Origin of the sequence: Streptomyces sp. NPDC051207 (genome assembly GCF_040682395.1) — a bacterium.
Taxonomy (GTDB): domain Bacteria; phylum Actinomycetota; class Actinomycetes; order Streptomycetales; family Streptomycetaceae; genus Streptomyces.
Map to the genome: position 1 here is coordinate 82,894 of NZ_JBFBAX010000008.1, position 22,788 is coordinate 105,681.

The window sequence follows — 22,788 nt, forward strand, 5'->3', positions numbered from 1 at the left end:
CTTCGGGCTCAGGGCCGCGGCGGAAGGCAGTCACATTCACACTCTCGCAGGCACTGGGATGGCCGTCAGCGTACTAGGCGCAGGCGTCGGCTAAGGATGGCACGGGCAGGGGACGCGGCTCGAGCGGGCGCTTCGGCTCCGCGGGCGGCGCTCGGTCCGGCGGAAGATTGGTATCCCCATAGTGAAGAGATTCAAAGCCGCTGAACGCGCTTTGCGGACGGCGGCTCCCCACGCGTTGCTCGACGCCGCCCGTACCGTGCTGGCGGACCAGTACGGCGCGGACCGTGTCGAGCTGTTCATGGCCGACTACGGGCTGAGCGTGCTCCAGCCGGTGACGGTGCTGCCGCACACCGTGGAGCCGGTGCCGGTGCACAACAGCCCGGCCGGCCGGGCCTTCGGCTCCCAGCAGCCGTACCGCGAGGAGCTGCGGGACGGCCGGGTATGCCTGTATCTGCCGGTCAGCGTGCGCGGCGACCGGCTGGGCGTCCTGGCCGTCACCCTGCCTGCGGCCGAGGCCGCGCGCGGGTACGAGTCCGAGCTGGCTGAGATCGCCGATGTGCTGGGGCACGAGGTCGTCGTGGCCGAGCGCGACACGGACGTGTTCCTGCAGGCCCGGCGCAAGGACCGGCTCACCCTGGCCGCCGAGATGCAGTGGCAGCTGCTGCCCGGGCGCTCCTGCTCGCGCCCCGAATACGACCTCGGGGCCCAGCTGGAACCCGCTTACGCGATCTTCGGTGACAACTTCGACTGGTCGTCCACGGCCGATCACCTGATGCTCTACGTCACCAACGGCATGGGCGAGGGGATCGAGGCGTCGTTGCTGACGAACCTGGCCATCAACGCGCTGCGCAACGCCCGGCGGGCCGGCATCGGTCTCGCCGACCAGGCGGCCCTGGCCGACCAGGCCGTCTACGCCCATTACCGGGGACGCTGCTACCTGTCCGTCCTGATGTTCGACTTCGACCTGGCGACCGGCCGGGCGAGCGTGGTGGACGCGGGCTCCCCCCAGCTGCTGCGGCTGCGCGGCGGCACGGTGGAACAGGTCGCCTTCGACGACCAGCTCCCGCTGGGCATGTTCGAGGAGACGGACTACGTGGAGCAGCACTTCCAGGTCGAGCCCGGTGACCGGCTGGTCTTCGTCAGCGATGGGGTCCACGCGGTGGCCTCGCCCAGGGGAGAGGCGTACGGGCAGGCGGCCCTGGCGCGGGCGATCCACTCCACCCGCCTGCTGCCGGCCGCGGAGGTGCCGGGTGCCATCCTGCGGGAGCTGACCGGCCACCGGGCCGGGGCCAGGCCCGAGGACGACGCGCTGATCGTGTGTCTGGACTGGCGGGGGAGGACCCGGGGCCAGTGATCGCCGTGCGCACGTGACAATCGTGTGTTGTTCGGCTCACATTCCTCGCGCTAATATTTGCCATGTGGCAATAATTGCCTGATGGCTTGCCGTCCGGTGGGCCGCCGAGCCGGCAACAGGGAGACGATGCACGTGGCGGAACAGCGCGATTTGGGCCCCGAGGACGCGCGGGAGCTGGGCGGCTTCCTGGAACAGCGGCGTGAGCAGATAGCTCAGCGGTGGGCCGATACCGCCCTGTTCCGCACCGTCTTCACCGTCTCCCGCGACGAGGCCGTCGAAGCGTGCAAGGCCGTGGTGGACGCCCTCGCCGAGGTCGCCCGCTCCGGGCGCCTGGAAGACGTCCGGGCGCCGGGCTTCGACACCGTCCGCGACCAGCTGGGCCGGATGGCCGCCTCACGCACCCGGGCCGGCTCCAGCCCTGCCCAGATCGCCGGCGAGGTCGCCGTCCTGCGCGAACCGGCCGCGGCCCTGCTGCGGGCCGAGTTCGAGGAGGCGGCCGGCGAGCGGGCGCACGCCTGCGCCCTCGCCCTGACCATCCTGCTGGGAACGCTGCGCCTGGTGGTGATGGAGACGACCGTGAACGCGGGCGAGGAACTGATCGGCCGACAGCGCGAGCAGCTCATGGAGGTGGCCACCCCCGTCATCAAACTGTGGGACGGCATCGTCGCCGTACCGCTGGTCGGCACCCTGGACAGTGCCCGCAGCCAGGTCGTCATGGAGAACCTGCTGGAGGCGATCGTCGCCCAGCACGCCCGTTACGCCATTCTCGACATCACCGGCGTGCCCACGGTCGACTCGCTCGTGGCCCAGCACCTGATGAAGACAGTGGCCGCGGCCCGGCTGATGGGCGCCGAGTGCATCGTCTCCGGGATCCGGCCGGCGATCGCGCAGACCATCGTCCACCTCGGTATCGACCTGGGAACGATCCTCACCCGGACAGGGCTGGCCGACGCCCTGGCCTACGCGCTGACCCAGGAGGGCATCGTCGTCTCACCACGCCCCGTCCCAGGGGCAAGTCCCCGGTGACCTCCTTCCCGCCCCCTCCGGCGAGCACGGTTCCCGTCCTGGCCCTCGGAGACGTCCTGCTGGTCACCCTGCAGGGAGAACTGCACGACCGGACGGCCGAGCAACTCCAGCACGACATCGCCGACCGCATCGCCCACAGCCCGATCCCGGTGCGAGGTGTGGTGATCGACATCTCCGCGGTGGAGATCGTCGACTCCTACCTCGGCCGGATCCTGGCCGAGATCTCCCATACCGCCCGCCTGCTGGCCGCCCGGACCGTCCTGGCCGGGATGCGTCCGGCCGTCGCCATCACCCTGGTCGAGCTGGGGCTCTCCCTGCCCGGCCTGATCACGGCCCTGGATACCGACAGCGCGCTGTCCCTGCTGGGCTGCGCTTCCTCACCGGCCCCGGCCGGCCACCCGGAGGGGGGCGCGTGATGCATGCCCCGCCCGACCGCACCACGCGGCTGCCCATCGGCTCGGACGCGGACCTGGCCCGGGTGCGCCAACAGGTCCGCCACGACGCTGCCGCCCTCGGCTTCGGCCTCGTCGCGCAGACGAAACTGGTCACCGCCGCCAGCGAACTGGCCCGCAACACCCTGGTCCACGGCGGAGGAGGCCACGCGGAGATCACACCGCTCGAGTACGGACACGCCCGCGGCCTGCGGCTGTCGTTCGTCGATTCCGGCCCCGGTATCCGCGACATCGACGCGGCCATGACGGACGGCTACACCACCGGCGGCGGCCTCGGCCTTGGCCTCAGCGGATCCAAGCGGCTCGTCGAGGAATTCGTCCTCGACAGCCGCCCCGGACAGGGCACCACCGTCACCATCACCGACTGGATCTGCGCCCCGCCCGCCCCACGCACGAGCACGCCATGAGCAGGGTCTGGGACATCCCGGTACAGGACTCCACCCGGGTCCGCGACGTCCGCGTCGCCGCGGAGGCGGCCTGCGCCGACCTCGGCCTGGACGCCCACTCCACGGCGGTCACGGCACTGGTCGCCACCGAACTGGCCACCAACCTCGTCAGACACGCCAACGGGGGCTACATCGTCATCAACCTGACCGCCCCCATCGACACCTCCACCCAGACCCCCGTGCCCTGCGTGCAGATCGCCTCACTCGACCACGGCCCCGGCATCACCGACGTGACCGCGGCCCTGCGGGACGGCTCCACCACCGCACCTTCCTCCCTCGGCGCGGGCCTGGGCACCTGCCTGCGGATCTCCAGCGACTTCGACCTGCACAGCCGGCCCGGCACGGGCACCGTCGCCGTGGCACACATACGGCCCGACCAACCGCCCGGCACGTCCTCCTCCCGGCCCGCACCACCCCGGACGGGCGCCCGCGCCGGAGGCATCACCACCTCCCTCGCCCACGCCGAACACTCCGGTGACGCCTTCGCCTGGACGGCGTCCGGCTCCCTGCTCACACTGCTGCTCGCCGACGGACTCGGCCACGGAACGAAAGCAGCACAGGCCTCCACCACCGCCGTACACGAACTGCGCCACAACGCCGCACTCGCACCGGCCGACCTCCTGCGGCACCTGCACACCGCACTGCGGCCCACGCGCGGCGCGGCCATCGCCGTCGCACAGCTCGACCAGGACACCGGCCGGCTCTCCTTCGCCGGAGTCGGCAACATCGGCGCCCGCCTGCGCACCGGCGACGACTGGCGGCACCTGCTCTCCCACCCCGGCATTGTCGGCGCCTACTTCCCCGCCACCGTGCCCGTCCAGCACGCGCCCTGGCGGCCGGACAGCCTGCTCGTCCTGCACAGCGACGGACTGCCCAGCCGCTGGGCACCACCCGACGACCCCCGGCTCCTCGTCCACGACCCGGCCGTCACCGCCGCCGTCATCCTCCGGGACGCCGCAAGCGCCGTCCGCCCCCTGCGCGACGACGCCACCGTCGCCGTCCTCGCCCCCGACCGTGCGGACGGTCACGCATGACCCCGGCCCCCCAGGTCTGGAAGATCACCTCGACCGCCGACGCGGCCCGCGCCCGCGCCGCCATCGGCACGATCACCACCGAAGCCCACACCCCGCTACGGGAACGGGCATGCTTCCTCACCACGCTCACCGCGCGGCTGCGCCGCTGCCTGGACCACGGCGGCACCTGGGAACTGCACCTCCACCAGCGGCACAACACAACCGCCCAGGGGGACCGGCTCGACGTCCGGCTGCAACCGGACGACCCCACTGCCGCGACCCCGGACGACGGCCCGCTGCTCACCTGCCCCCTGCCGCACCCGCCCGCCACGACGCCCGACCCGGCCGGCACCCCGCTGCCCGACGCCCTCCTGCGCGCCGACGAGGACACCGCAGCGGTGGTGAACCTGCTCCAGGAGCAGGAAGGCCTCGTCCGGATGCACCGGCAGGAACTGCACCACACCAACAACGGCGTCCTGGCACTGCACTCCGAGCTCGAGGCCGCCGCCCTCACCCAACGCCAACTGCTGGAAGCAGAACAAACCGCGCGCGCCCAAGCCGAGCGGGCCCGGCGCCTGCTCACCTTCCTCGGTGACACCAGCGCCGCCATCACGTCCTCCCTCAGCCCCACCGCGATCCTGCACCGCCTGACCGATCTGCTGGTGCCCCACTACGCGGAGCGCGTCGACGTCTGGCTCTTCGACGAGCAAGACGCCCCCGGGCACGCGGCACGCGGCCATGCCACTCCCACGGTGGTCGCCGCCCGCACCGGCCGCCCTCAGCACGCCGGCCCCCACCCGGCCGGCCTGCCCGGCACCAGCGACCTGCCGCCCTCCGCCCTCTCCCCGCAACGGCCGCTGCTGGCCATCCCGCTCGGCGCACACCGCCCGCTGGGCGTCCTCACCCTCACCGCGCCCGGGCCCCGCTTCGATCCCGACACCGGCATCATGCTGATCGAACTCGCCCGCCGCGTCGGCATCGCCCTGGACAACGCCCGCCGCTACGAGCAGTCCCGCGACACCGCCGAAGCCCTCCAGCACGCCCAGCTCACCGACCTGCCCGCCGTACCCGGCCTGCTCCTGGCCGCGCGCTACCTCCCCGCCACCCAAGGGCTCAACATCGGCGGCGACTGGTACGACGCCTTCCTCCAGCCCAACGGCAGCCTGCTCGCCGTCATCGGAGACGTCACCGGCCACGGACTGCACGCCGCCGTCGTCATGGGCCAACTGCGCACCGCCCTGCGCGCCTACGCCGTCGACGACACCTCCCCGGGCGAGATCCTCACCCGCCTGCACCGCATGCTCCGCCACCTGCAGCCCGACCTGTACGCCACAGCGCTCGTCGTCCGGATCCGGCCGGGCGCCCACGAGGCGCAATGGGCGTCGGCCGGCCACCCGCCCGCCGTCGTCCGCGACGCCGACGGCACCGTGCGCGTCCTGGACGCCCGCCCGGGAGTCATGCTGGGCGTCCCCGTCGACCACACCTACGCCGACCGCGACATCGACCTGCCGCCCGGCTCCTCCCTGATGCTCTACACCGACGGCCTGGTCGAACGGCGAACGGCGGGTATCGACCCCGGCATACAACGCCTGACCCGCGCCTTCGCCGCACTGCGCACCCCCGAGATGGAACAAGACCTCGACACGGCCGCGGAAGCCCTGCTCACGCCCCTCCTGCACGACTCCGACCACGACGACGACGTATGCCTCCTGCTGTGCCACACACCGGCACCGGCCGGGCAGGGGCACGCTCCGCAGCCCAACCGCCTCCTGACGACAGACATCCCCGCCCGCAGCAGCGCGCAGCGCAGTAGCGTGGAAACCCCCGGCTGAGAAGGCGAGTACCGTGAATGCCCTTGATCTGCTCGCGTCTGCCGAGGCCCGGCTGCGGGCCGTCCCGCCCCATGCTCTGGTCGCCACTGCGGGCCGGCTGCTGGCCGAGGGCCTCGGGGCCCGAGGGCTGACCGTCCTGCTGGCCGACTACGGCCTGACGGTGCTGCAACCCGTCTCCCACCTGCCCCACACCGGCCCCGCGGTCTCCGCTCACGACGGTCCCGCGGGCCGTGCCTTCACCGACCAGAGCCCCGTCGTCGAAGTCCTCCGCGAGACCGACGGCCACCTGGTGCACCTCCCGATCACAGTGCGCGGCGACCGCCTGGGCGTGCTCACCGTACGTCTGCCGGCGCGGGCGGCCGACCCGGACACCGTGCTGGCGCTGGCGGAGTTCGCCACGGCGCTGGGCCACGAGGTCGCCACCGTCGGCCAGGACACCGACCTCTACCTCCAGGCCCGCCGCACTCGCCGTCTCACCCTCGCTGCCGAGATGCAGTGGCAGCTCCTGCCCGGGCGCGGCTGCTCCCGCGCGGAATACGTCATCGGCGCCCACCTGGAGCCCGCCTACGCCATCGGCGGCGACAACTACGACTGGTCCACCAGCGCGGACCGTCTCGTCCTCACCGTCACCGACGGGATGGGCCAGGGCATCGACGCCTCGCTGCTGACCAGCCTCGCCGTGGCCGCCCTGCGCAACGCCCGCCGGGCCGGCATCGGCCTCGCCGACCAGGCTGTCCTCGCCGACCAGGCCGTCTTCGCCCAGTACGGCGGCAAGGCGTACGCCTCGACGCTGCTGCTGGAGTTCGACCTGGCCACCGGCACGGTGGCCGCCGTCGACGCCGGCTCGCCCCAGCTGTTCCGCCAGCGCGACGGCCGTACCGAGCGCATCGAGCTGGAGGCACAGCTGCCGCTCGGCATGTTCGAAGAGACTCCCTACACACAACAGACGTTCCACGTCGAGCCCGGTGACCGGCTCATCGTGGTCAGCACCGGAGTGCACGGCACCCGCTCCGCGACAGGAGATCTGTTCGGCGAGCGGGCATTGCGTCAGATCCTCAGCGCCACCCGCACCACGAAACCCCACGAGGCGGCACGCGCGGTCGTCGCCGGGCTGGTCGAGCACTACGGCAGCAAAGACCTGCTGTCGGATGCCGCCGTGGTCTGCCTGGACTGGAACGGCCACCACGGCTGACGAGCACGGTCACGGCGACAGCCGCCGGCCCGGACCTCGACCGGCAGCCCTCTGAGCCCGCACCAAGCCGCGCATGCCCCCGGACAGCGCCTCCAGTGCGTTCGGGTCCATGGCGGCGAGCACCGCGGCCAGCGCCTTGGCCCTGCGGGCAGCCACCTCTTCGAGGATCTGCCGGCCCGGACCCGTGAGTTCCAGTCGCACCTCACGCCGGTTGCGCGGGTGAAGCATCCGCTCCAGCAGACCGGCCGCCTCCAGCCGGTCACACAGCCGGCTCGCCGCCGGCATCCCCAGCTCCATTCTCTCCGCCAGAGCCGTCAGATTCATCCCCGGCGCGGACTCCAGGATGCGCAGCGCCCGCAACTGCTGCGGCGGCAGCCGCAGCCGCGCCCCCTGCGCGGCGCCCGCCCACAAGTCCGCAAGCCCGTCCACCGCGTCGCCGATCTCCCGCGCGAGGGCCAGGACATCCTCGCCCGGTCCACTCGCCCGGTCGTCTCCGGGACCGCCGAGACGAGTCACCAACGCATCACTTTCGGTGAAGTTCTGCTCATACGGATCCGGCCCTTACTCTCACGCGGTATCCGAAGACCCGCCGGACACGCACCGCCAGTCGAGCCATCGTAGGACCAGGCGACACGCCAGAGCGCTCCCTTCTGTACCACGGCACCGGCCTCGGAAACCGAATCCGCACACTCAACAGCCGGCTCACCACCCACACCCACGGTCAGGGCGACCGTGACGTCCGCCCGCTCTGCGGCGACGAGACCCGCCCCTGGGTCTTGCCCGACGAACGATCTTGGCTGGGTGCGCGGAGCCGCAGGACGAGCGAGGCGAGGTGGACTCCGGCCCGGTGTCGGTCGGCGAGTTTGCCGAAGCGGGTGGCGATAGCGCGGGACTGCTTGAGGCGGTTGAAGCAGCGTTCGTCCTCACCCCTCCTTCACGAACCCCTCCTCCACCAGCCAGTCCAGTGCCACCTGATGAGGGTCCTCGCCCTCGACGTCCACCTTCGCGTTCAGGGTCCGGGCCACCGAGTTGTCGAGCCTCTTGGTGATGGGGGCGAGGATCTCCGCGATCTCCGGGTGCTTCTTCAGGGTCTTGGTGTGGACCATGGGGGCCGCGTTGTAGTTCGGGAAGAACTTCTTGTCGTCCTCCATCACCACGAGGTCCATCGACTTGATGCGGCCGTCGGTCGTGAAGACCTCGCCGAAGGTGCAACTGCCCTTCGCGACCTGCGTGTAGATGATGCCGGTGTCCATCTGCGTGACGTTCCCCGCCGGGATGTCCATGCCGTACTTCCTGGCCATCCCGGGCAGCCCGTCCGCGCGGTTGGCGAACTGGTTCTCCACGCACAGCGTCACCGCGCCCGGGTCCCTCTTCGCCAGCGCCGCCACGTCCGACAGCGTCTTCGTGCCGTACTTCCTGAAGGTGTCCTGGTTCATCGCCAGGGCGTACGTGTTGTTCAGGGGCGACGGCTCCAGCCACGTCACGCCGTTCTCGCGGTCCGCGTCCCGCACCGCCTCCCACTGCTCGCGCGGGTCGGGCAGCGGCTCGGTGTTGCCGAGGTAGTTGATCCACCCGGTGCCGGTGTACTCGTAGTCGGCGTCCGCGGCCCCCGTCCGCACCGCCTCGCGCGAGCCGATCGAGCCCTGGATGCCGGTGCGGTCCAGGACGTTCGCGCCGGCCGCCTCGAAGGCGATGCCCATGATCGCGCCGAGGATCAGCTGCTCGCTGAACTCCTTGGAGGTGACCGTCAGGTCGACGCCCTTCAGCGGCTCGCCCCGGCCGACCGAGCCGGGGGAGACGTCGTCGACCATCGGGGAGCCGCTCGTCAGCCCGCAGCCGGACGCCAGCAGCAGCGCCCCGGCCAGGAGCGGCCAGCCGCGTCTCATGTCCCCGCCTCCAGACCCCGGGGCCGCAGTACCAGCTCGGCCAGCGACGCCAGCCAGTCCACCAGCAGCGCCAGGACGACCGTGAGGATCGAGCCCAGCACCAGCACCGGCATCCGCTGGTTGGTGATGCCGGTCGTGATCAGGACGCCGAGGCCGCCGCCCCCGCCGAACGTCGCCAGCGTCGCCGTGCCCACATTGAGGACCAGGGCGGTACGGACGCCCGCCAGGATCAGCGGCACCGCCAGCGGCAGCTCGACCCGGGTCAGCACGCCCAGCGGGGACATGCCGATGCCGCGTGCCGCCTCCAGCAGCGTCGGGTCGTTCGCCCGCAGCCCCGCCATCGTGTTGGACAGCACCGGCAGGACGGCGTACGCGATGATGCCGATGAGGGCCGCCCTTCTGCCCGTGCCGAGCCAGATCACCAGCAGCGCGAGCAGGCCGATCGCCGGGGTCGCCTGGCCCGTGTTGGCGAGCGCCATGGCCACCGGCGTCGCCCTGCGGAAGGCGCGGCGGGTCAGCAGGATGCCCAGCGGGACGGCGATGACCAGCACGAAGAACGTGGAGATCACCGTCAGTTCGATGTGCTGCCACAGCGCCTTGGACACCTGCCCGCCCGACAGGGCGTTCTCCGAGATGGCGTCCAGGTCCGCCTGCCGGAACCACAGCCAGGTCGCCAGCAGCACCGCGATCAGCACCACGGGCAGGAAGGTCAGCTTCTGCCAGGGGATCCGCCGGGCCGGGCGGCGCGGTGGGGGAGTGCGCGGCTCGTCGTCGTCCTCGAACGCCTCGGGCCCACTGCCGGGCGGGGTGCGGAGAGCGGTGCTCACGCCTTCGCCTCCCCGCCGTCCCAGTTGTCCGCGCCTTCCTGCTCGACGTGCGTCTGCCGGGCCCTGGTCCGCCGCAGTTCGTGCTGGGCCTCCATGGCCTCCAGGCGGTCGGCCTCCAGCATCTCGTGCACGGAGTTGATCAGCGTCTCCATGTCGACGACGCCCGTGTACTCGCCGCGCCGCCCGGTCACCGCCACCCGCCCCGCGTTGTCGGTGAGCACCGCCTCCAGCGCGTCCCGCAGGGTGGCGTCCCGGGTCACCGTGTCCTGCACGAGTGTCCCGGCCCGCGCCAGTGACCCCTTGGCGCGCATCAGGTCCCCGCGTCTGAGCCACTTGTAGGGCCGGCCGCGCCGGTCGAGCAGCAGGATCTCGTTGCTGCCGCTGGACCGCAGCCGGTTGAAGATCGCCTGGAGCGGGTCCTCGACGGTCACCGTCGGGTAGTCCGTGATCTCCACGTCCCGTACGCGGGTCAGGTTCAGCCGCTTCAGGGCCGCCCCGGCGCCCACGAAACCGGAGACGAAGTCGTCGGCGGGGTTGGTGAGGATCGCCTCCGGGGTGTCGAACTGCGCGATGTGCGAGCGCTCCCGCAGGACGGCGATCCGGTCGCCGAGCTTGATCGCCTCGTCGAAGTCGTGGGTGACGAACACGATCGTCTTGTGCAGCTCGTGCTGGAGCCGGATCAGCTCGTCCTGGAGGTGGTCCCGGGTGATCGGGTCGACCGCGCCGAACGGCTCGTCCATCAGCAGCACCGGCGGATCGGCCGCCAGCGCCCGCGCCACGCCGACCCGCTGCTGCTGCCCGCCGGACAGCTGACGCGGATAGCGGCCGTGGAACTCGCCGGGGTCCAGCCCGACCAGGTCGAGCATCTCCGCCACGCGCTCGCGGACGCGGGCCCTGGGCCAGCCGAGCATGCCCGGCACCAGCGCGATGTTCTGGGCGACGGTCATGTGCGGGAAGAGGCCGGACGACTGGATCGCGTAGCCGATCTTGCGGCGCAGCTTCACCGGGTCCATGTGGGTGACGTCCTCGCCGCCGATGCGGATCCGGCCCCCGGACGGCTCGATCAGCCGGTTGATCATCTTCAGCGTGGTGGACTTCCCGCAGCCCGACGGCCCGACCAGGACGACCGTCTCGCCCGCGCGGATCTCCATGGTGACGCTCTCCACGGCCGGCCGCGCGCTGCCCTTGTAGCGCTTGGTCAGGTTGTCCAGCTCGATCGTGGCGCCGGTCGCGCCGCGGTGGCCGTTCGTGTCAGGCACGGATCCCCCTGGGGATGGTCAGCCGCCCGACGAGGACGTACGCGGCGTCGAACAGCAGGGCGAGGACGATGATCCCGAGGGTCCCGGCGAGCACCTGGTTGAGCGCGTTCTTGCTGCCCAGCGAGCCGATGCCGCGGAAGATCTCGTTGCCGAGGCCGGGCCCGGAGGCGTACGCCGCGATGGCCGCGATGCCCATCAGCATCTGCGTCGAGACCCGGATGCCGGTCAGGATCGGCGGCCAGGCCACCGGCAGCTCCACGCGCAGCAGCCGGGCCGCCCGGGACATGCCGATGCCGCGGGCCGCGTCCACCAGCGCCGGGTCGACGCCGCGCAGCCCGACGATCGCGTTGCGCACCACCGGCAGCAGCCCGTACAGCGTCAGCGCCACCACCGTCGGCGGCACGCCGAGGCCCACGACCGGGACGAGCAGGCCGATCATGGCGAGGGACGGGACGGTCAGGACGGTCGCGGTGGCCGTCGTGGCGAGGCTGCCCGCCCACTCGCTGCGGTAGGTGAGGACACCGATCAGGACGCCGAGCAGTGTCGCCACGACCATGCACTGGAACACGGCACCGGCGTGCTGGTAGGCGTCGGCGAGCAGCTGCTGGTGCCGGGTGCTCACGTACTCCCAGAAATTCACATCCGCTCACCCCGGCTCCGGGCCGTGCCCGAGGGACACGGTCTGCGTCAGGTCCGCCGCCGGTCCTCCGCAGCCTGTTCCACGAGCGGGATGATCCGCAGCGGAACGGGGTTCTCCATGACGATCGCCGTGGAGGCCCGGACGATGCCATCAAAACCGACAACCAGGTCGATCACCCGCTGAAGATCGGCGTTCGAGCGGGCCACCAGGCGGCACAGCATGTCCCCGCTGCCGGTCGTGGTCAGCAGCTCCAGCACCTCCGGCACGGACGCCAAGTGGGCCCGCACGTCCGGGCCTTGGCCCTGCCGGATCTGCAGCGTGGCGAACGCCGTGACCGGGTAGCCGAGCGCCGCCGGGTCCACCTCGGGGCCGAAGCCGCGGATGACTCCGTTCGACTGAAGCCGGTCAAGGCGCGCCTGGACCGTGCCGCGGGCGACCCCCAGCCGCCGGGACATCTCCAGCACCCCGATGCGCGGCTCGCGCGCCAGCAGCACGATGATCCGCCCGTCCAGATGATCAATCGCCATCGCGTACGCCTCCCGGGGTGGTCACCCTGCACAGAAAGTCCGCCGAAGCGGCGGTCGCACTGGGCGGATTGCCCAGTGAAAAAGCGAACTATTGCGCATCTTGCGGGTGCGGGGCAGCCTGCGGTTATGACGCAGACCACACACCACACTCCCGACACGACCGCCCGGCAGGACGACCCCTTCCCGGTCAAGGGAATGGACGCGGTCGTCTTCGCCGTGGGCAACGCCAAGCAGGCCGCGCACTACTACTCCACCGCCTTCGGCATGAAGCTGGTCGCCTACTCCGGACCGGAGAACGGCAACCGGGAGACCGCCGCCTACGTGCTGGAGAGCGGTTCCGCCCGGTTCGTCCTCACCTCGGTCATCAAGCCCTCCACCCCCTGGGGCCACTTCCTCGCCGAGCACGTGGCCGAGCACGGCGACGGCGTCATCGACCTGGCCATCGAGGTGCCCGACGCGCGCGCCGCGTACGCGTACGCCGTCGAACAGGGCGCCCGCTCGGTGGCCGAGCCGTACGAGCTGAAGGACGAGCACGGCACCGTGGTCCTCGCCGCGATCGCCACCTACGGCAAGACCCGGCACACCCTGGTCGACCGCAGCGGCTACGACGGCCCCTACCTGCCCGGCTACGTCGCCGCCTCCCCGATGGTCGAGCCGCCCGCCCAGCGCTCCTTCCAGGCCATCGACCACTGCGTCGGCAACGTCGAACTCGGCCGCATGAACGAGTGGGTGGAGTTCTACAACAAGGTCATGGGCTTCACGAACATGAAGGAGTTCGTGGGCGACGACATCGCGACCGAGTACAGCGCGCTGATGTCGAAGGTGGTGGCCGACGGCACGCTCAAGGTCAAGTTCCCGATCAACGAGCCCGCCATCGCCAAGAAGAAGTCCCAGATCGACGAGTACCTGGAGTTCTACGGCGGCGCCGGCGTCCAGCACATCGCGCTGAACACCAACGACATCGTGCAGACCGTCCGCCAGATGCGCGCGGCCGGCGTGCAGTTCCTGGACACGCCCGACTCGTACTACGACACGCTCGGCGAGTGGGTCGGCGAGACGCGCGTGCCGATCGACACGCTGCGCGAGCTGAAGATCCTCGCCGACCGCGACGAGGACGGCTACCTGCTGCAGATCTTCACCAAGCCGGTCCAGGACCGCCCGACCGTGTTCTTCGAACTCATCGAGCGGCACGGCTCCATGGGCTTCGGCAAGGGCAACTTCAAGGCCCTGTTCGAGGCGATCGAGCGCGAGCAGGCGCGGCGCGGCAACCTCTGACACCCGCCCGCCGGCCGGGCGGGCCCGCGCGTCGCGGCCCCGCCCGGCGGTGAGGAACGGGACGGCGGCCACACCCCGGCACGGCCGCCGCCGGCGGGCTTCACACCGATGGCCACGGGTGCGAACCTGTGATCATGAGCCGTATCGAAGCGCCCCCCGACGGCGGCACGGCAGCGACCGGCGGCCTCGTCGACCGGCTGCTCGGCGCCCTGCCCGCCGAGGCGGTCCTCACCGACCCCGACGTCACCGCGTCCTACGCCCGCGACATGGCGAGCTTCTGCCCGGCCGGCGCCCCCGCCGTGGTCGTCCTGCCGCGCACCGTCGAACAGGTCCAGCACGTCATGCGCACCGCCACCGAGCTGCGCGTCCCGGTCGTCCCGCAGGGCGCCCGCACCGGCCTGTCCGGCGCGGCCAACGCCACCGACGGCTGCATCGTGCTGTCCCTGACCAGGATGGACCGCATCCTGGAGATCAACCCGGTCGACCGCGTCGCCGTCGTCGAACCGGGCGTCATCAACGCCACCCTCTCCCGCGCCGTCGGCGAACACGGCCTCTCCTACCCGCCGGACCCCTCCAGCTGGGAGATGTGCACCATCGGCGGCAACATCGGCACGGCCTCGGGCGGCCTGTGCTGCGTGAAGTACGGCGTCACCGCCGAGTACGTCCTCGGCCTGGACGTCGTCCTCGCCGACGGCCGTCTGATGTCCACCGGCAGGCGCACCGCCAAGGGCGTCGCCGGATACGACCTGACCCGGCTGTTCGTCGGCTCCGAGGGCTCCCTCGGCATCGTCGTACGGGCCGTGCTCGCGCTCAGGCCGAAGCCGCCCCAGCAGCTGGTGCTGGCCGCCGAGTTCCCGTCGGCCGCCGCGGCCTGCGACGCGGTGTGCCGCATCATGGCGGGCGGGCACGTCCCGTCACTCCTCGAACTGATGGACCGTACGACGGTCAGGGCCGTCAACGACCTGGCCCACATGGGCCTGCCGGACACCACCGAGGCGCTGCTGCTCGCCGCCTTCGACACCCCGGACCCCGCCGCCGACCTCGCCGCCCTCGGCGCGCTGTGCGAGGCCGCCGGAGCCGGCCAGGTGGTCCCCGCCGAGGACGCCGCCGAGTCCGAGCTGCTGCTCCAGGCGCGGCGGCTGTCCCTCCCCGCCCTGGAGGCCGTCCGGGGCGTGACGATGATCGACGACGTGTGCGTGCCCAGGTCGAGGCTCGGCGACCTCATCGAGGGCGTCGAGCGGATCGCCGACAAGCACGGGCTGACCATCGGCGTCGTCGCCCACGCCGGTGACGGCAACACCCATCCCACCGTCTGCTTCGACGCCCGGGACCCCGACGAGTCCCGGCGCGCCCGCGAGTCCTTCGACGAGATCATGGCGCTCGGACTGGAACTCGGCGGCACGATCACCGGCGAGCACGGCGTCGGCGTGCTGAAGAAGGAGTGGCTGGCCCGCGAACTCGGCCCGGTGGGCATGGAGATGCAGCGGGCCGTGAAACACGCCTTCGACCCGCTCGGCATCCTCAACCCGGGCAAGCTCTTCTGACCTGCGGTCCACCCCTGGCGTGGGGTTCACTCCCCGTCCTGGGACTCGTCCGCCGGCCACGGGCCGTGTGTCCACAGGTCGTCGGGGATCGGGGCGAGCAGCTCCGCCAGGAGGCCGTCCAGGCCGAGCCGGTCGCCCTCCGACCCCGGGGGCACCGCCCGCAGGGTGCGCTCCAGCCAGGCCGACACCTGCGCCGCCGGGGCCTGGAGCAGGGCGTCCCCGTCCGGGGAGCCGAGCGCCAGGAGCACGACGTCGCGGCCGGCCGCCTTGGCCGGCCACACCCGCACGTCCCCGCTCCCGCACGGCCGGAACACCCCCTCCACGAGCAGCTCACGGGCGAACGTCCAGTCCACGGGGTGGTCGGAGTCGATGTGGAAGGTGATGTGGACCGCGTACGGGTCGTCGCTGTAGTAGCTCAGCAGCGCCGGGACCGGGATGCTGCGCTCCGGCGACAGTACGAGCTGGAGCTCCAGTTCCCGCTCGACCACGGTGGGGTGCATGGCGTGCGTTCCTCTCTCCTCAGGGTTCCTCAGGACGTGCTGCGGAGGCCGTCGGTGCGCCCGCACGAGGAGAGAGCGGGCCGGACGCGGAGCATTACGCGGGTCGGGGCAAGTTTTTCCGGCGCCGCGCCTCCCGTGAACATTCCGGTGCGCCGATGCCCGGAAAGGGGTGGGTACGGCCGGACGGGCCCTGGGAGCCGCACCGGTCTGATAGATGTGGAGGCCCCCAGACGACCCCGAGCAGATACGGGACGACGGACATGAGCGCCCCAACCCCGGCACCCGGCGACGACAGGCCCCGCGAAGGGTATTACCCGGACCCGTCCATTCCTGGATATGTCCGGTACTGGAACGGAACCGCCTGGGTACCGGGCACCAGCCGTCCGGCCCCCAAGGAGGGCGAGCACCTCGCCCCGCCGCCCGGGGTGCGCCCGGCACCGCCCGCCGTGGAGGAGACCGGCCCGCACTTCTTCGACGAGGACCCGGTGGACGGCCCGGCCGCCGCCGAGGACGCCCGGCACGGCGGCGGGCCCGAGCCGGCGTCCGCGTGGACCGCCGACCGCTCCCGCCAGGCCGGCCTCGGCGCGGACCAGGAACGCCGGGTGAGATGGGGGTCCCCGGAGGGGGCGGACCCGCGGGTGGCGCACGGGGGCGAAGCCGGGTCCGCGTCGGGCTCCTCGCCTGCCGAGGGCGCGTCCGGCGGCGACTTCGACGGTGGCGACTCGGGCAGCACGTTCGTCTTCCGCAGGCCTACGGCGGCGTCCGCGGGCGGCAGCGGCGGTACGGGTGCGGCGACGCCCGACGGCCCGGCTGTCGCGGGTGCGGCCGGCGCCGGTGCGGTGAGCCCGGCGCCCGGGGGCCAGACGTCTGGTCCCACGCGCGCCGACGAGGGCACGATGACCTTCCGCCCGGCCCCTGCCCGGGTGGGACAGCAGGGGGGACGGGCGACCGGTGACGGCTCGGGGGCTCCCGGCTTCGGCGCCGGGCAGTCTGCCGCGGGCCGCGCTGCCGACGGGCAGGCCGCCGGCCAGGTCTCGCCCGCCGCTCAAGCCGCCGCCCCGCAGGCCGGTGCCCAGGGTTCGCCCTCCGCTCACGCTGCCGCCGCCCAGGGCTCGGCCGCGGTGGCTCCCCCCGGCCCGCAGCAGGTGGGTCCCTCGGGCCCGCAGCAAGTCGCTCCTTCGGGCCCGCAGCAGGTTGGTTCGTCGGGTCCGCAGCAAGTCCCTCCCTCGGGCCCGCAGCAGGTGACCCCGGCGCTCACACCGCAGGCGGCTCACGCGGTCAGGCCCCAAGTGGCCCCCGCGCTCCCGCAACAGGTGGCCCCGCCACACCACCCCGCACCCCAGCCAGTCGCCCCGGCAGCCCAGGCCGCCCCCGTGACGCCTGCCGCAGCCGTCGCCGCAGCCGCCCCGGCCCCCGCCGCCCCGACTCCGCTGACCAGCGGCCCCGGTGGCGGTCAGTCGTCGTGGGCGCAGCAGGTGCACCGGCTCGCGGGTGCCGGTGGTGACGAGCAGCAGCCCGTGACGCCCTGGCGCCCCCCGGCCGACGACCCGTTCCAGGCGATGGTCCGGCAGCAGACGGCCGCCCGCCCGGCGCCCCTCGGCAAGCGGCTCGCGGCACGGCTGCTGGACACCGTCGTGCTCGGCGCCGTCACCGCGGTGGCCGCCGTGCCGCTCGGAGCGCGGGCCGTCGACCACGTCGACCGGAAGATCGAAGCGGCCAGACTGAGCGGCGAGACCGTCACGGTCTGGCTGCTCGACGGCACCACGTCGGTCCACCTCGGCATCGTCCTCGCGGTGCTGCTGCTGGCCGGCGTCGTCCTGGAGGTGCTGCCCACCGCCAAGTGGGGCCGCACCCTGGGCAAGCGGCTGCTGGGCCTTGAGGTGCGGGACATCGAGGGCCACGACGCCCCCGGGTTCGGCGCCGCCCTGCGCCGCTGGCTGGTCTACTCGGTGCCGGGCCTGCTGGTCGTGGGGGTCGTGGGCGTGCTGTGGTGCCTGTTCGACAAGCCGTGGCGGCAGTGCTGGCACGACAAGGCCGCGCACACGTTCGTCGCGGGCTGACGGCACAAGGCGGCCGTACCGGACAATCCGGTACTCCGGACGGCCGCGCGCCGGATGCGGGGCCGGAGGGTTCGCGGTCGACTCGGGCCATGAGCAGCGAACCGCCCCCCGGCTCCGGTCAGCAGCCGCCCGAGGAGGACCCGTTCAGGAAACAGCCCCCACCGCCCGGCGGCCGGCCGCCGCCGTACCCGGGCACCGGAAGCCCTTACGGCGGCCAGGGGCCGGGCGGCGGCCCCTACGGAGGCGGCGGACCGTACGGCGGTCCGGGCGCGGGCGGCGGCGGCCCCTACGGCGGCGGCTCCGGTCCTTACGGCGGTGACCCCTACGGCGGCGGCGGCCACCCCGGCGACCCGCTCGCCGGAATGCCCCCGCTCGCGGACAGCGGCAGACGCACGCTGGCCCGCATCATCGACATGATCCTCGTCGGTGTCGTCGTCTGGCTGCTCACCCTGGCGTTCGGTGTGGACGAGTACGACGTGAACGGTGACGAGATCGAGGTCGGCAAGTCCTTCGGGCAGTCCCTCGTCGCGGCCGTGCTCTACATCGCGTACGACACCCTGCTGACCGCCAGGACGGGGCAGACGCTGGGCAAGAAGCTGCTGAAGATGCGGGTGGCCAACCTGGCCGACGGCTCCACGCCCTCCGTGCAGAGCGCGCTGATCCGGGCGCTGGTGCTGTGGATCCCGTTCGCCTTCTGCTGCGCCTGCATCTGGACGCTGATTTCCGGCGGCTGGAGCTACTTCGACAAACCCTACAAACAGGGCCTGCACGACAAGGCGGCCAAAACGGTAGTGGTCAGCACCGATTGAGGCGGCGCGGCGGCGCTGCCCTAGGCGGCGAGCCGCTCCCGCTCCGGTGCCGACCCGGACTGCGTCAGGGGCCGGGCGGCCCTGGACGCCGGCTTCGGCCGCGGGACGGTCATGGCGACGAGCAGCCCGAGCGCGAGTGCCGTGACGGCGATGACGGCGATCGCCGGGGCCGAACCGGCCTGGGACAGCAGCAGCATGGCGAGCGTCGAGAAGATCACGGTGCAGGAACCGTAGGCGAGCTGTGCGACGGTCGGACGAGGCATGGCAATCGTGTCCTCGGAAGCGGGGGAGGCGTCGTTTCTCGACTCTATTCGCCTGCATGCCCGAGGCGGGCCGACAGTAAGCGTGACCTAACCAACAGTGCCGGAGCATGGGGGGCGCACGGAGTCACACCGTCCACGAAGTGGACGGACTCGCGCGCCCGTTCGACGCCGCGCCGAGTCCGATACGAGTCAGGGGCGAGTGTCCGCAAACCGGACAGTCGCTTCGCATAGTGCACTTGAACTGTTCAAGTCAAGGCCTGTCTTTTCTGCGAAACCTGCAGTCAAATGTCGTCACTTGACTACACGCGTTGATCACGCGCCCGCGGAACCTCCACCCCCGGACCTCCCTCCCGCGCGCGCGAACGCGGGGGAGGACATCAAGTGACCAGTAGAACCTGGACGTTCAGAGCCGCCGCGATCGGTGTGGCATTCGCGGCGGCGTCCACCACCCTTTCGGTGTTCGCCGTGGCACAGGCCGACTCGGCCGCCCGTCCCGCGAACGTGGACCGGCACGACCCGCAGCCGGCCAAGGGGATGGCGGAGCACGACCTCGAAGGACCGCTGAGCAAGACCCGGGCGGCGCAGCGCCAGGAGGCCCTCAACCGGGTCATATCCGGCGACGCCCAGGTGAAGGAGCGTGACGGCTCGAAGGTCGTCGAGCTCCCGAGCCGCAAGGGTGACAGCAAGTTCGTCGAGCTGGGCCGGGAGAAGACCGACAAGATCTTCACCATTCTGGTCGAGTTCGGCGACAAGGTGGACAGCCGCTACGGCGGCACCCCCGGCCCGCTGCACAACCAGATCGCCGAGCCCGACCGCACCAAGGACAACAGCACCGCCTGGAAGGCGGACTACAACCGGGAGCACTTCCAGGAGCTGTACTTCGGCTCCGGCGCCGGCTCGATGAAGACGTACTACGAGAAGCAGTCCTCGGGCCGCTACTCCATCGACGGCGAAGTCTCCGACTGGGTGAAGGTCCCCTACAACGAGGCCCGCTACGGCTCCAACAAGTGCGACCCCGACAACTGCGCCTGGTACGCGGTGCAGGACGGTGTCACCGCCTGGGTCGAGGCCCAGAAGGCGGCCGGCGAGACCGACGCCGAGATCAAGGCGCAGCTCGCCGAGTACGACCAGTGGGACCGCTACGACCACGACGGCGACGGCGACTTCAACGAGCGCGACGGCTACATCGACCACTTCCAGATCGTGCACGCCGGCGAGGACGAGTCCGCGGGCGGCGGCGCGCAGGGCGAGGACGCCATCTGGGCGCACCGCTGGTACGCCTTCGGCACCGACGCCGGCGCCACGGGCCCCGACGGCAACAGGCTCGGTGGCACGCAGATCGGTGACAGCGGCGTCTGGGTCGGCGACTACACCATCCAGCCGGAGAACGGCGGCCTCGGTGTCTTCGCCCACGAGTACGGCCACGACCTCGGTCTGCCGGACCACTACGACACCAACGGCGGCGAGAACTCCACCGGGTTCTGGACGCTGATGTCGTCCGGTTCCTGGCTCGGCACCGGCAAGAACGAGATCGGCGACATGCCGGGCGACATGACCGCCTGGGACAAGCTCCAGCTGGGCTGGCTCGACTACGACGTGGCCAAGGCCGCGACCAGGTCCAGCCACACGCTGGGTCTCGCGGAGTACCAGACGAAGAACAAGCAGGCGCTGGTCGTCGAGCTGCCGGAGAAGCGGGTCACCACCGAGGTGGTCGTGCCCGCCGAGGGCCAGACCCAGTGGTGGAGCGGCAGCGGTGACGACCTGCGCAACACGCTGACCCGTTCGGTCGACCTGACCGGCAAGGCGTCGGCCGCCCTCACCCTGGACGGCTGGTACGACATCGAGGCCGACTACGACTACCTCTACGCGGAGGTGTCGACCGACGGCGGCGCCAACTGGACCGCCCTCGACGGCACGGTGGACGGCCGGCCGGTCCCGCGCGACGGCAGCGGCAAGCCGGCGCTGACCGGCACGGTCGACGGCTACCAGCCGCTCGCCTACTCGCTGGACGCCTACGCGGGCAAGAAGATCGACCTGCGCTTCCGCTACCAGACGGACGGCGGTGTCGCGCAGAAGGGCTTCGCGGCCGACCGCATCACCGTCACCGCCGACGGCGCGGCGCTGTTCACGGACAACGCCGAGAGCGCGGACGCGGCCTGGACGGCCAACGGCTTCTCCCGGATCGGCGCGTCGTTCAGCAACGACTACGCGCAGTACTACATCGCCGAGAACCGCCAGTACGTCTCGTACGACAAGACCCTCAAGGTCGGCCCGTACAACTTCGGCTTCTCGACGACCCGTCCGGACTGGGTGGAGCACTACCCGTACCAGAACGGTCTGTTGATCTGGAAGTGGGACACCTCCCAGGCGGACAACAACACCAGCCAGCACCCGGGCACCGGTCTGCTGCTGCCGGTCGACGCGCACCCGGCTCCGCTGAAGTGGTCGGACGGCACGCTGATGCGCAACCGCATCCAGTCCTACGACTCGCCGTTCAGCCTGTACGCCACGGACGGCATCACGCTGCACAAGGCGGACGTCCCGACCACGATCCCGTCGGCGAAGGGCGTGCCGGTCTTCAACGACCACACGAACACCTACTACGACGCGTCGAACCCGAGGGCGGGCGTCAAGATCACTGACACCAACACCAAGATCAAGATCGTCAAGGAGGCCTGGAACGGCTCCACGATCTCGGTCCAGGTCGGCCCCGCGGTGAAGTAAACAGCATTTCTGCAGGTCACGGCATGATCGGCGGCACCCCCCTGGCGGGTTGCCGCCGATCGTGTTTAGGTGCGTCCTGTGATTCCCTTATTGACACCGGACAGCACGGGGGTGTGACCGCATGGCCGCAGGAGGTTTCTGCAAGCTGCCGAACGGCACGGTGGTGGTCGCGATGAACCTGCCGAGCCCCGCCGCCGACGGCCCCGCCGTGCGCGTTCTCGTCCACGCCCAGAACCGGGCGCGGGCCCTGACCCGGCTGCGCAACCTGGGTCTGCGCGCCGTCTACCTGCGGGGCAACGCCGCCCCGCCGTCCCCGGACGAGATCACGGCCGTACTGCACCATCCGGACGGCCTGATATGGCGCACGGCTCCCGACGGCGGGGTCGTCCCGGGGGCCGATCTGACGCAGGAGCTGTGGCAGCCGATCCGGGCCCTGCTCAGGCGCCCGGCTCAGCAGCCCCAGCCGCAGGGCCGGCCGGCCGCCGGGCGGGTGTAGCGCCCCGGACCAGCCCGGTGGCCGGGCGGTCGGGGGCTACTGGACGACGGGCTTGCCCGAGAGTTCCACGCCCGCCTCGCGCAGCTCCTCCAGGGCCCGCTCGGTGGTCTCCGCGGCCACTGCGGCGGTCAGGTCCAGCAGGACCTGGGTGCGAAAGCCCTCCCGCGCCGCGTCCAGCGCGGTGGCCCGCACGCAGTGGTCGGTGGCGATGCCCACCACGTCCACCTCGTCGATCTCCCGGGCCCTGAGCCAGTCGGCCAGCGGCACGCCGTTCTCGTCGGTGCCCTCGAAGCCGCTGTACGCGGCCGTGTAGGCGCCCTTGTCGAACACGGCGTCGACGGCACCGGAGGCGACCGCGGGGGCGAAGTTCGGGTGGAAGCCCACGCCCTCCGTCCCGGCGACGCAGTGCGCGGGCCAGGAGTGCACGAAGTCGGGGTTGTCGGCGAAGTGCCCGCCGGGCGCGATGTGGTGGTCGCGGGTGGCCACCACGTGCCGGTACACGGCGGGCGCCTGCCCGATCAGCTCGGTGATGGCGGCGGCCACGTCGGCACCGCCGGACACCGCGAGGCTGCCCCCCTCGCAGAAGTCGTTCTGCACGTCTACGACGATCAAGGCGCGGCGCATGGTCGGTGTCCTTCGGCTGTGGGTTCGGCGTGGGGAGCG

At 71.8% G+C, this 22,788-nt stretch carries 22 protein-coding genes and 1 pseudogene; 13 read left to right on the plus strand and 10 right to left on the minus strand.

Annotation, left to right across the window (positions count from 1 at the left end; translation table 11 throughout):
- Positions 1 to 181 precede the first annotated feature (181 nt).
- The 7 genes from AB0M97_RS10725 (at position 182) to AB0M97_RS10755 (ending at position 7,315) form a co-directional block, all read left to right on the plus strand.
- Positions 182 to 1,354 carry a PP2C family protein-serine/threonine phosphatase gene (locus AB0M97_RS10725; protein ID WP_365960426.1) on the plus strand — a complete coding sequence of 391 codons (1,173 nt, stop codon included), beginning with the start codon at positions 182 to 184 and terminating at the stop codon, positions 1,352 to 1,354.
- A gap of 126 nt (positions 1,355 to 1,480) precedes the next feature.
- Positions 1,481 to 2,380: an STAS domain-containing protein gene (locus AB0M97_RS10730; RefSeq protein WP_365960427.1), complete on the plus strand. Its 900-nt coding sequence runs from the start codon at positions 1,481 to 1,483 to the stop codon at positions 2,378 to 2,380.
- Entirely contained in the window at positions 2,377 to 2,796 is a 420-nt protein-coding gene (locus tag AB0M97_RS10735; protein WP_365960428.1) for an STAS domain-containing protein, read from the plus strand. The genes AB0M97_RS10730 and AB0M97_RS10735 overlap by 4 nt, the downstream gene beginning before the upstream one ends.
- Complete coding sequence (locus tag AB0M97_RS10740) at positions 2,796 to 3,239, plus strand: anti-sigma regulatory factor (RefSeq protein WP_365960569.1); 444 nt, start codon at positions 2,796 to 2,798, stop codon at positions 3,237 to 3,239. The genes AB0M97_RS10735 and AB0M97_RS10740 overlap by 1 nt, the downstream gene beginning before the upstream one ends.
- Positions 3,236 to 4,312: a SpoIIE family protein phosphatase gene (locus AB0M97_RS10745; RefSeq protein ID WP_365960429.1), complete on the plus strand. Its 1,077-nt coding sequence runs from the start codon at positions 3,236 to 3,238 to the stop codon at positions 4,310 to 4,312. Before AB0M97_RS10740 ends, AB0M97_RS10745 begins: the two co-directional genes overlap by 4 nt.
- The gene (locus AB0M97_RS10750; protein ID WP_365960430.1) at positions 4,309 to 6,123 is read left to right on the plus strand and encodes a GAF domain-containing SpoIIE family protein phosphatase; all 1,815 of its coding nucleotides are present in this window, start codon (positions 4,309 to 4,311) and stop codon (positions 6,121 to 6,123) included. Before AB0M97_RS10745 ends, AB0M97_RS10750 begins: the two co-directional genes overlap by 4 nt.
- Before the next feature lie 13 nt (positions 6,124 to 6,136).
- A complete protein-coding gene (locus AB0M97_RS10755; protein ID WP_365960431.1) occupies positions 6,137 to 7,315 on the plus strand; it encodes a PP2C family protein-serine/threonine phosphatase in 1,179 nt (392 codons plus the stop codon).
- A 9-nt stretch (positions 7,316 to 7,324) separates the two neighbouring features.
- Here the strand turns inward: AB0M97_RS10755 and AB0M97_RS10760 are convergent, their stop codons facing one another.
- The 7 genes and pseudogenes from AB0M97_RS10760 to AB0M97_RS10790 form a co-directional block, all read right to left on the minus strand.
- Positions 7,325 to 7,831: a MarR family transcriptional regulator gene (locus AB0M97_RS10760; protein ID WP_365960570.1), complete on the minus strand. Its 507-nt coding sequence runs from the start codon at positions 7,829 to 7,831 to the stop codon at positions 7,325 to 7,327.
- A 205-nt stretch (positions 7,832 to 8,036) separates the two neighbouring features.
- Positions 8,037 to 8,234 (minus strand): annotated as a pseudogene (locus AB0M97_RS10765) (hypothetical protein); the annotation flags it as partial.
- A 4-nt stretch (positions 8,235 to 8,238) separates the two neighbouring features.
- Positions 8,239 to 9,201 (minus strand): glycine betaine ABC transporter substrate-binding protein, encoded by a 963-nt coding sequence (locus tag AB0M97_RS10770; protein ID WP_365960432.1) that lies wholly within the window; start codon positions 9,199 to 9,201, stop codon positions 8,239 to 8,241.
- The gene (locus AB0M97_RS10775) at positions 9,198 to 10,028 is read right to left on the minus strand and encodes an ABC transporter permease (protein ID WP_365960433.1); all 831 of its coding nucleotides are present in this window, start codon (positions 10,026 to 10,028) and stop codon (positions 9,198 to 9,200) included. Before AB0M97_RS10775 ends, AB0M97_RS10770 begins: the two co-directional genes overlap by 4 nt.
- Positions 10,025 to 11,287 carry a betaine/proline/choline family ABC transporter ATP-binding protein gene (locus AB0M97_RS10780; RefSeq protein ID WP_365960434.1) on the minus strand — a complete coding sequence of 421 codons (1,263 nt, stop codon included), beginning with the start codon at positions 11,285 to 11,287 and terminating at the stop codon, positions 10,025 to 10,027. Before AB0M97_RS10780 ends, AB0M97_RS10775 begins: the two co-directional genes overlap by 4 nt.
- Positions 11,280 to 11,927: an ABC transporter permease gene (locus AB0M97_RS10785; protein WP_365960435.1), complete on the minus strand. Its 648-nt coding sequence runs from the start codon at positions 11,925 to 11,927 to the stop codon at positions 11,280 to 11,282. The genes AB0M97_RS10780 and AB0M97_RS10785 overlap by 8 nt, the downstream gene beginning before the upstream one ends.
- 47 nt (positions 11,928 to 11,974) lie before the next feature.
- Entirely contained in the window at positions 11,975 to 12,454 is a 480-nt protein-coding gene (locus AB0M97_RS10790) for an Lrp/AsnC family transcriptional regulator (RefSeq protein WP_365960436.1), read from the minus strand.
- Between the two features lie 126 nt (positions 12,455 to 12,580).
- Here AB0M97_RS10790 and hppD point away from each other — a divergent pair, with 126 nt between their 5' ends.
- Positions 12,581 to 13,729, plus strand: coding sequence for a 4-hydroxyphenylpyruvate dioxygenase (gene hppD / locus AB0M97_RS10795; RefSeq protein WP_365960437.1), 1,149 nt, complete (start codon positions 12,581 to 12,583; stop codon positions 13,727 to 13,729).
- Positions 13,730 to 13,857: 128 nt separating this feature from the next.
- Positions 13,858 to 15,273 (plus strand): FAD-linked oxidase C-terminal domain-containing protein, encoded by a 1,416-nt coding sequence (locus tag AB0M97_RS10800; RefSeq protein WP_365960438.1) that lies wholly within the window; start codon positions 13,858 to 13,860, stop codon positions 15,271 to 15,273.
- Between the two features lie 26 nt (positions 15,274 to 15,299).
- Here AB0M97_RS10800 and AB0M97_RS10805 read toward each other — a convergent pair whose 3' ends face one another.
- Complete coding sequence (locus AB0M97_RS10805) at positions 15,300 to 15,773, minus strand: SsgA family sporulation/cell division regulator (protein ID WP_365960439.1); 474 nt, start codon at positions 15,771 to 15,773, stop codon at positions 15,300 to 15,302.
- A 260-nt stretch (positions 15,774 to 16,033) separates the two neighbouring features.
- On the opposite strand from AB0M97_RS10805, the gene AB0M97_RS10810 reads away from it, so the two are divergent.
- Positions 16,034 to 17,833: an RDD family protein gene (locus AB0M97_RS10810; protein WP_365960441.1), complete on the plus strand. Its 1,800-nt coding sequence runs from the start codon at positions 16,034 to 16,036 to the stop codon at positions 17,831 to 17,833.
- An 89-nt stretch (positions 17,834 to 17,922) separates the two neighbouring features.
- Positions 17,923 to 18,642, plus strand: coding sequence for an RDD family protein (locus tag AB0M97_RS10815; RefSeq protein ID WP_365960442.1), 720 nt, complete (start codon positions 17,923 to 17,925; stop codon positions 18,640 to 18,642).
- A gap of 20 nt (positions 18,643 to 18,662) precedes the next feature.
- Here AB0M97_RS10815 and AB0M97_RS10820 read toward each other — a convergent pair whose 3' ends face one another.
- Positions 18,663 to 18,905 (minus strand): hypothetical protein, encoded by a 243-nt coding sequence (locus AB0M97_RS10820; RefSeq protein WP_365960443.1) that lies wholly within the window; start codon positions 18,903 to 18,905, stop codon positions 18,663 to 18,665.
- A 381-nt stretch (positions 18,906 to 19,286) separates the two neighbouring features.
- Here AB0M97_RS10820 and AB0M97_RS10825 point away from each other — a divergent pair, with 381 nt between their 5' ends.
- Complete coding sequence (locus AB0M97_RS10825) at positions 19,287 to 21,629, plus strand: immune inhibitor A domain-containing protein (RefSeq protein WP_365960444.1); 2,343 nt, start codon at positions 19,287 to 19,289, stop codon at positions 21,627 to 21,629.
- A 121-nt stretch (positions 21,630 to 21,750) separates the two neighbouring features.
- Positions 21,751 to 22,125, plus strand: a complete 375-nt coding sequence (locus AB0M97_RS10830; RefSeq protein WP_365960445.1) for a hypothetical protein — start codon at positions 21,751 to 21,753, stop codon at positions 22,123 to 22,125.
- Positions 22,126 to 22,161: 36 nt separating this feature from the next.
- Here AB0M97_RS10830 and AB0M97_RS10835 read toward each other — a convergent pair whose 3' ends face one another.
- A complete protein-coding gene (locus AB0M97_RS10835) occupies positions 22,162 to 22,749 on the minus strand; it encodes a nicotinamidase (RefSeq protein ID WP_365960446.1) in 588 nt (195 codons plus the stop codon).
- Between the last annotated feature and the right edge of the window lie 39 nt (positions 22,750 to 22,788).

What these genes read in the sequence shown, in the direction of transcription:
- AB0M97_RS10730 (WP_365960427.1), top strand. Translation starts at nt 1,481, where the DNA reads ATGCACGTGGCGGAACAGCGCGATTTGGGCCCCGAGGACGCGCGGGAG.
- AB0M97_RS10740 (WP_365960569.1), top strand. Translation starts at nt 2,796, where the DNA reads ATGCATGCCCCGCCCGACCGCACCACGCGGCTGCCCATCGGCTCGGAC.
- AB0M97_RS10745 (WP_365960429.1), top strand. Translation starts at nt 3,236, where the DNA reads ATGAGCAGGGTCTGGGACATCCCGGTACAGGACTCCACCCGGGTCCGC.
- AB0M97_RS10750 (WP_365960430.1), top strand. Translation starts at nt 4,309, where the DNA reads ATGACCCCGGCCCCCCAGGTCTGGAAGATCACCTCGACCGCCGACGCG.
- AB0M97_RS10770 (WP_365960432.1), bottom strand. Translation starts at nt 9,201, where the DNA reads ATGAGACGCGGCTGGCCGCTCCTGGCCGGGGCGCTGCTGCTGGCGTCC.
- AB0M97_RS10790 (WP_365960436.1), bottom strand. Translation starts at nt 12,454, where the DNA reads ATGGCGATTGATCATCTGGACGGGCGGATCATCGTGCTGCTGGCGCGC.
- hppD (WP_365960437.1), top strand. Translation starts at nt 12,581, where the DNA reads ATGACGCAGACCACACACCACACTCCCGACACGACCGCCCGGCAGGAC.
- AB0M97_RS10805 (WP_365960439.1), bottom strand. Translation starts at nt 15,773, where the DNA reads ATGCACCCCACCGTGGTCGAGCGGGAACTGGAGCTCCAGCTCGTACTG.
- AB0M97_RS10810 (WP_365960441.1), top strand. Translation starts at nt 16,034, where the DNA reads ATGAGCGCCCCAACCCCGGCACCCGGCGACGACAGGCCCCGCGAAGGG.
- AB0M97_RS10815 (WP_365960442.1), top strand. Translation starts at nt 17,923, where the DNA reads ATGAGCAGCGAACCGCCCCCCGGCTCCGGTCAGCAGCCGCCCGAGGAG.
- AB0M97_RS10820 (WP_365960443.1), bottom strand. Translation starts at nt 18,905, where the DNA reads ATGCCTCGTCCGACCGTCGCACAGCTCGCCTACGGTTCCTGCACCGTG.
- AB0M97_RS10830 (WP_365960445.1), top strand. Translation starts at nt 21,751, where the DNA reads ATGGCCGCAGGAGGTTTCTGCAAGCTGCCGAACGGCACGGTGGTGGTC.
- AB0M97_RS10835 (WP_365960446.1), bottom strand. Translation starts at nt 22,749, where the DNA reads ATGCGCCGCGCCTTGATCGTCGTAGACGTGCAGAACGACTTCTGCGAG.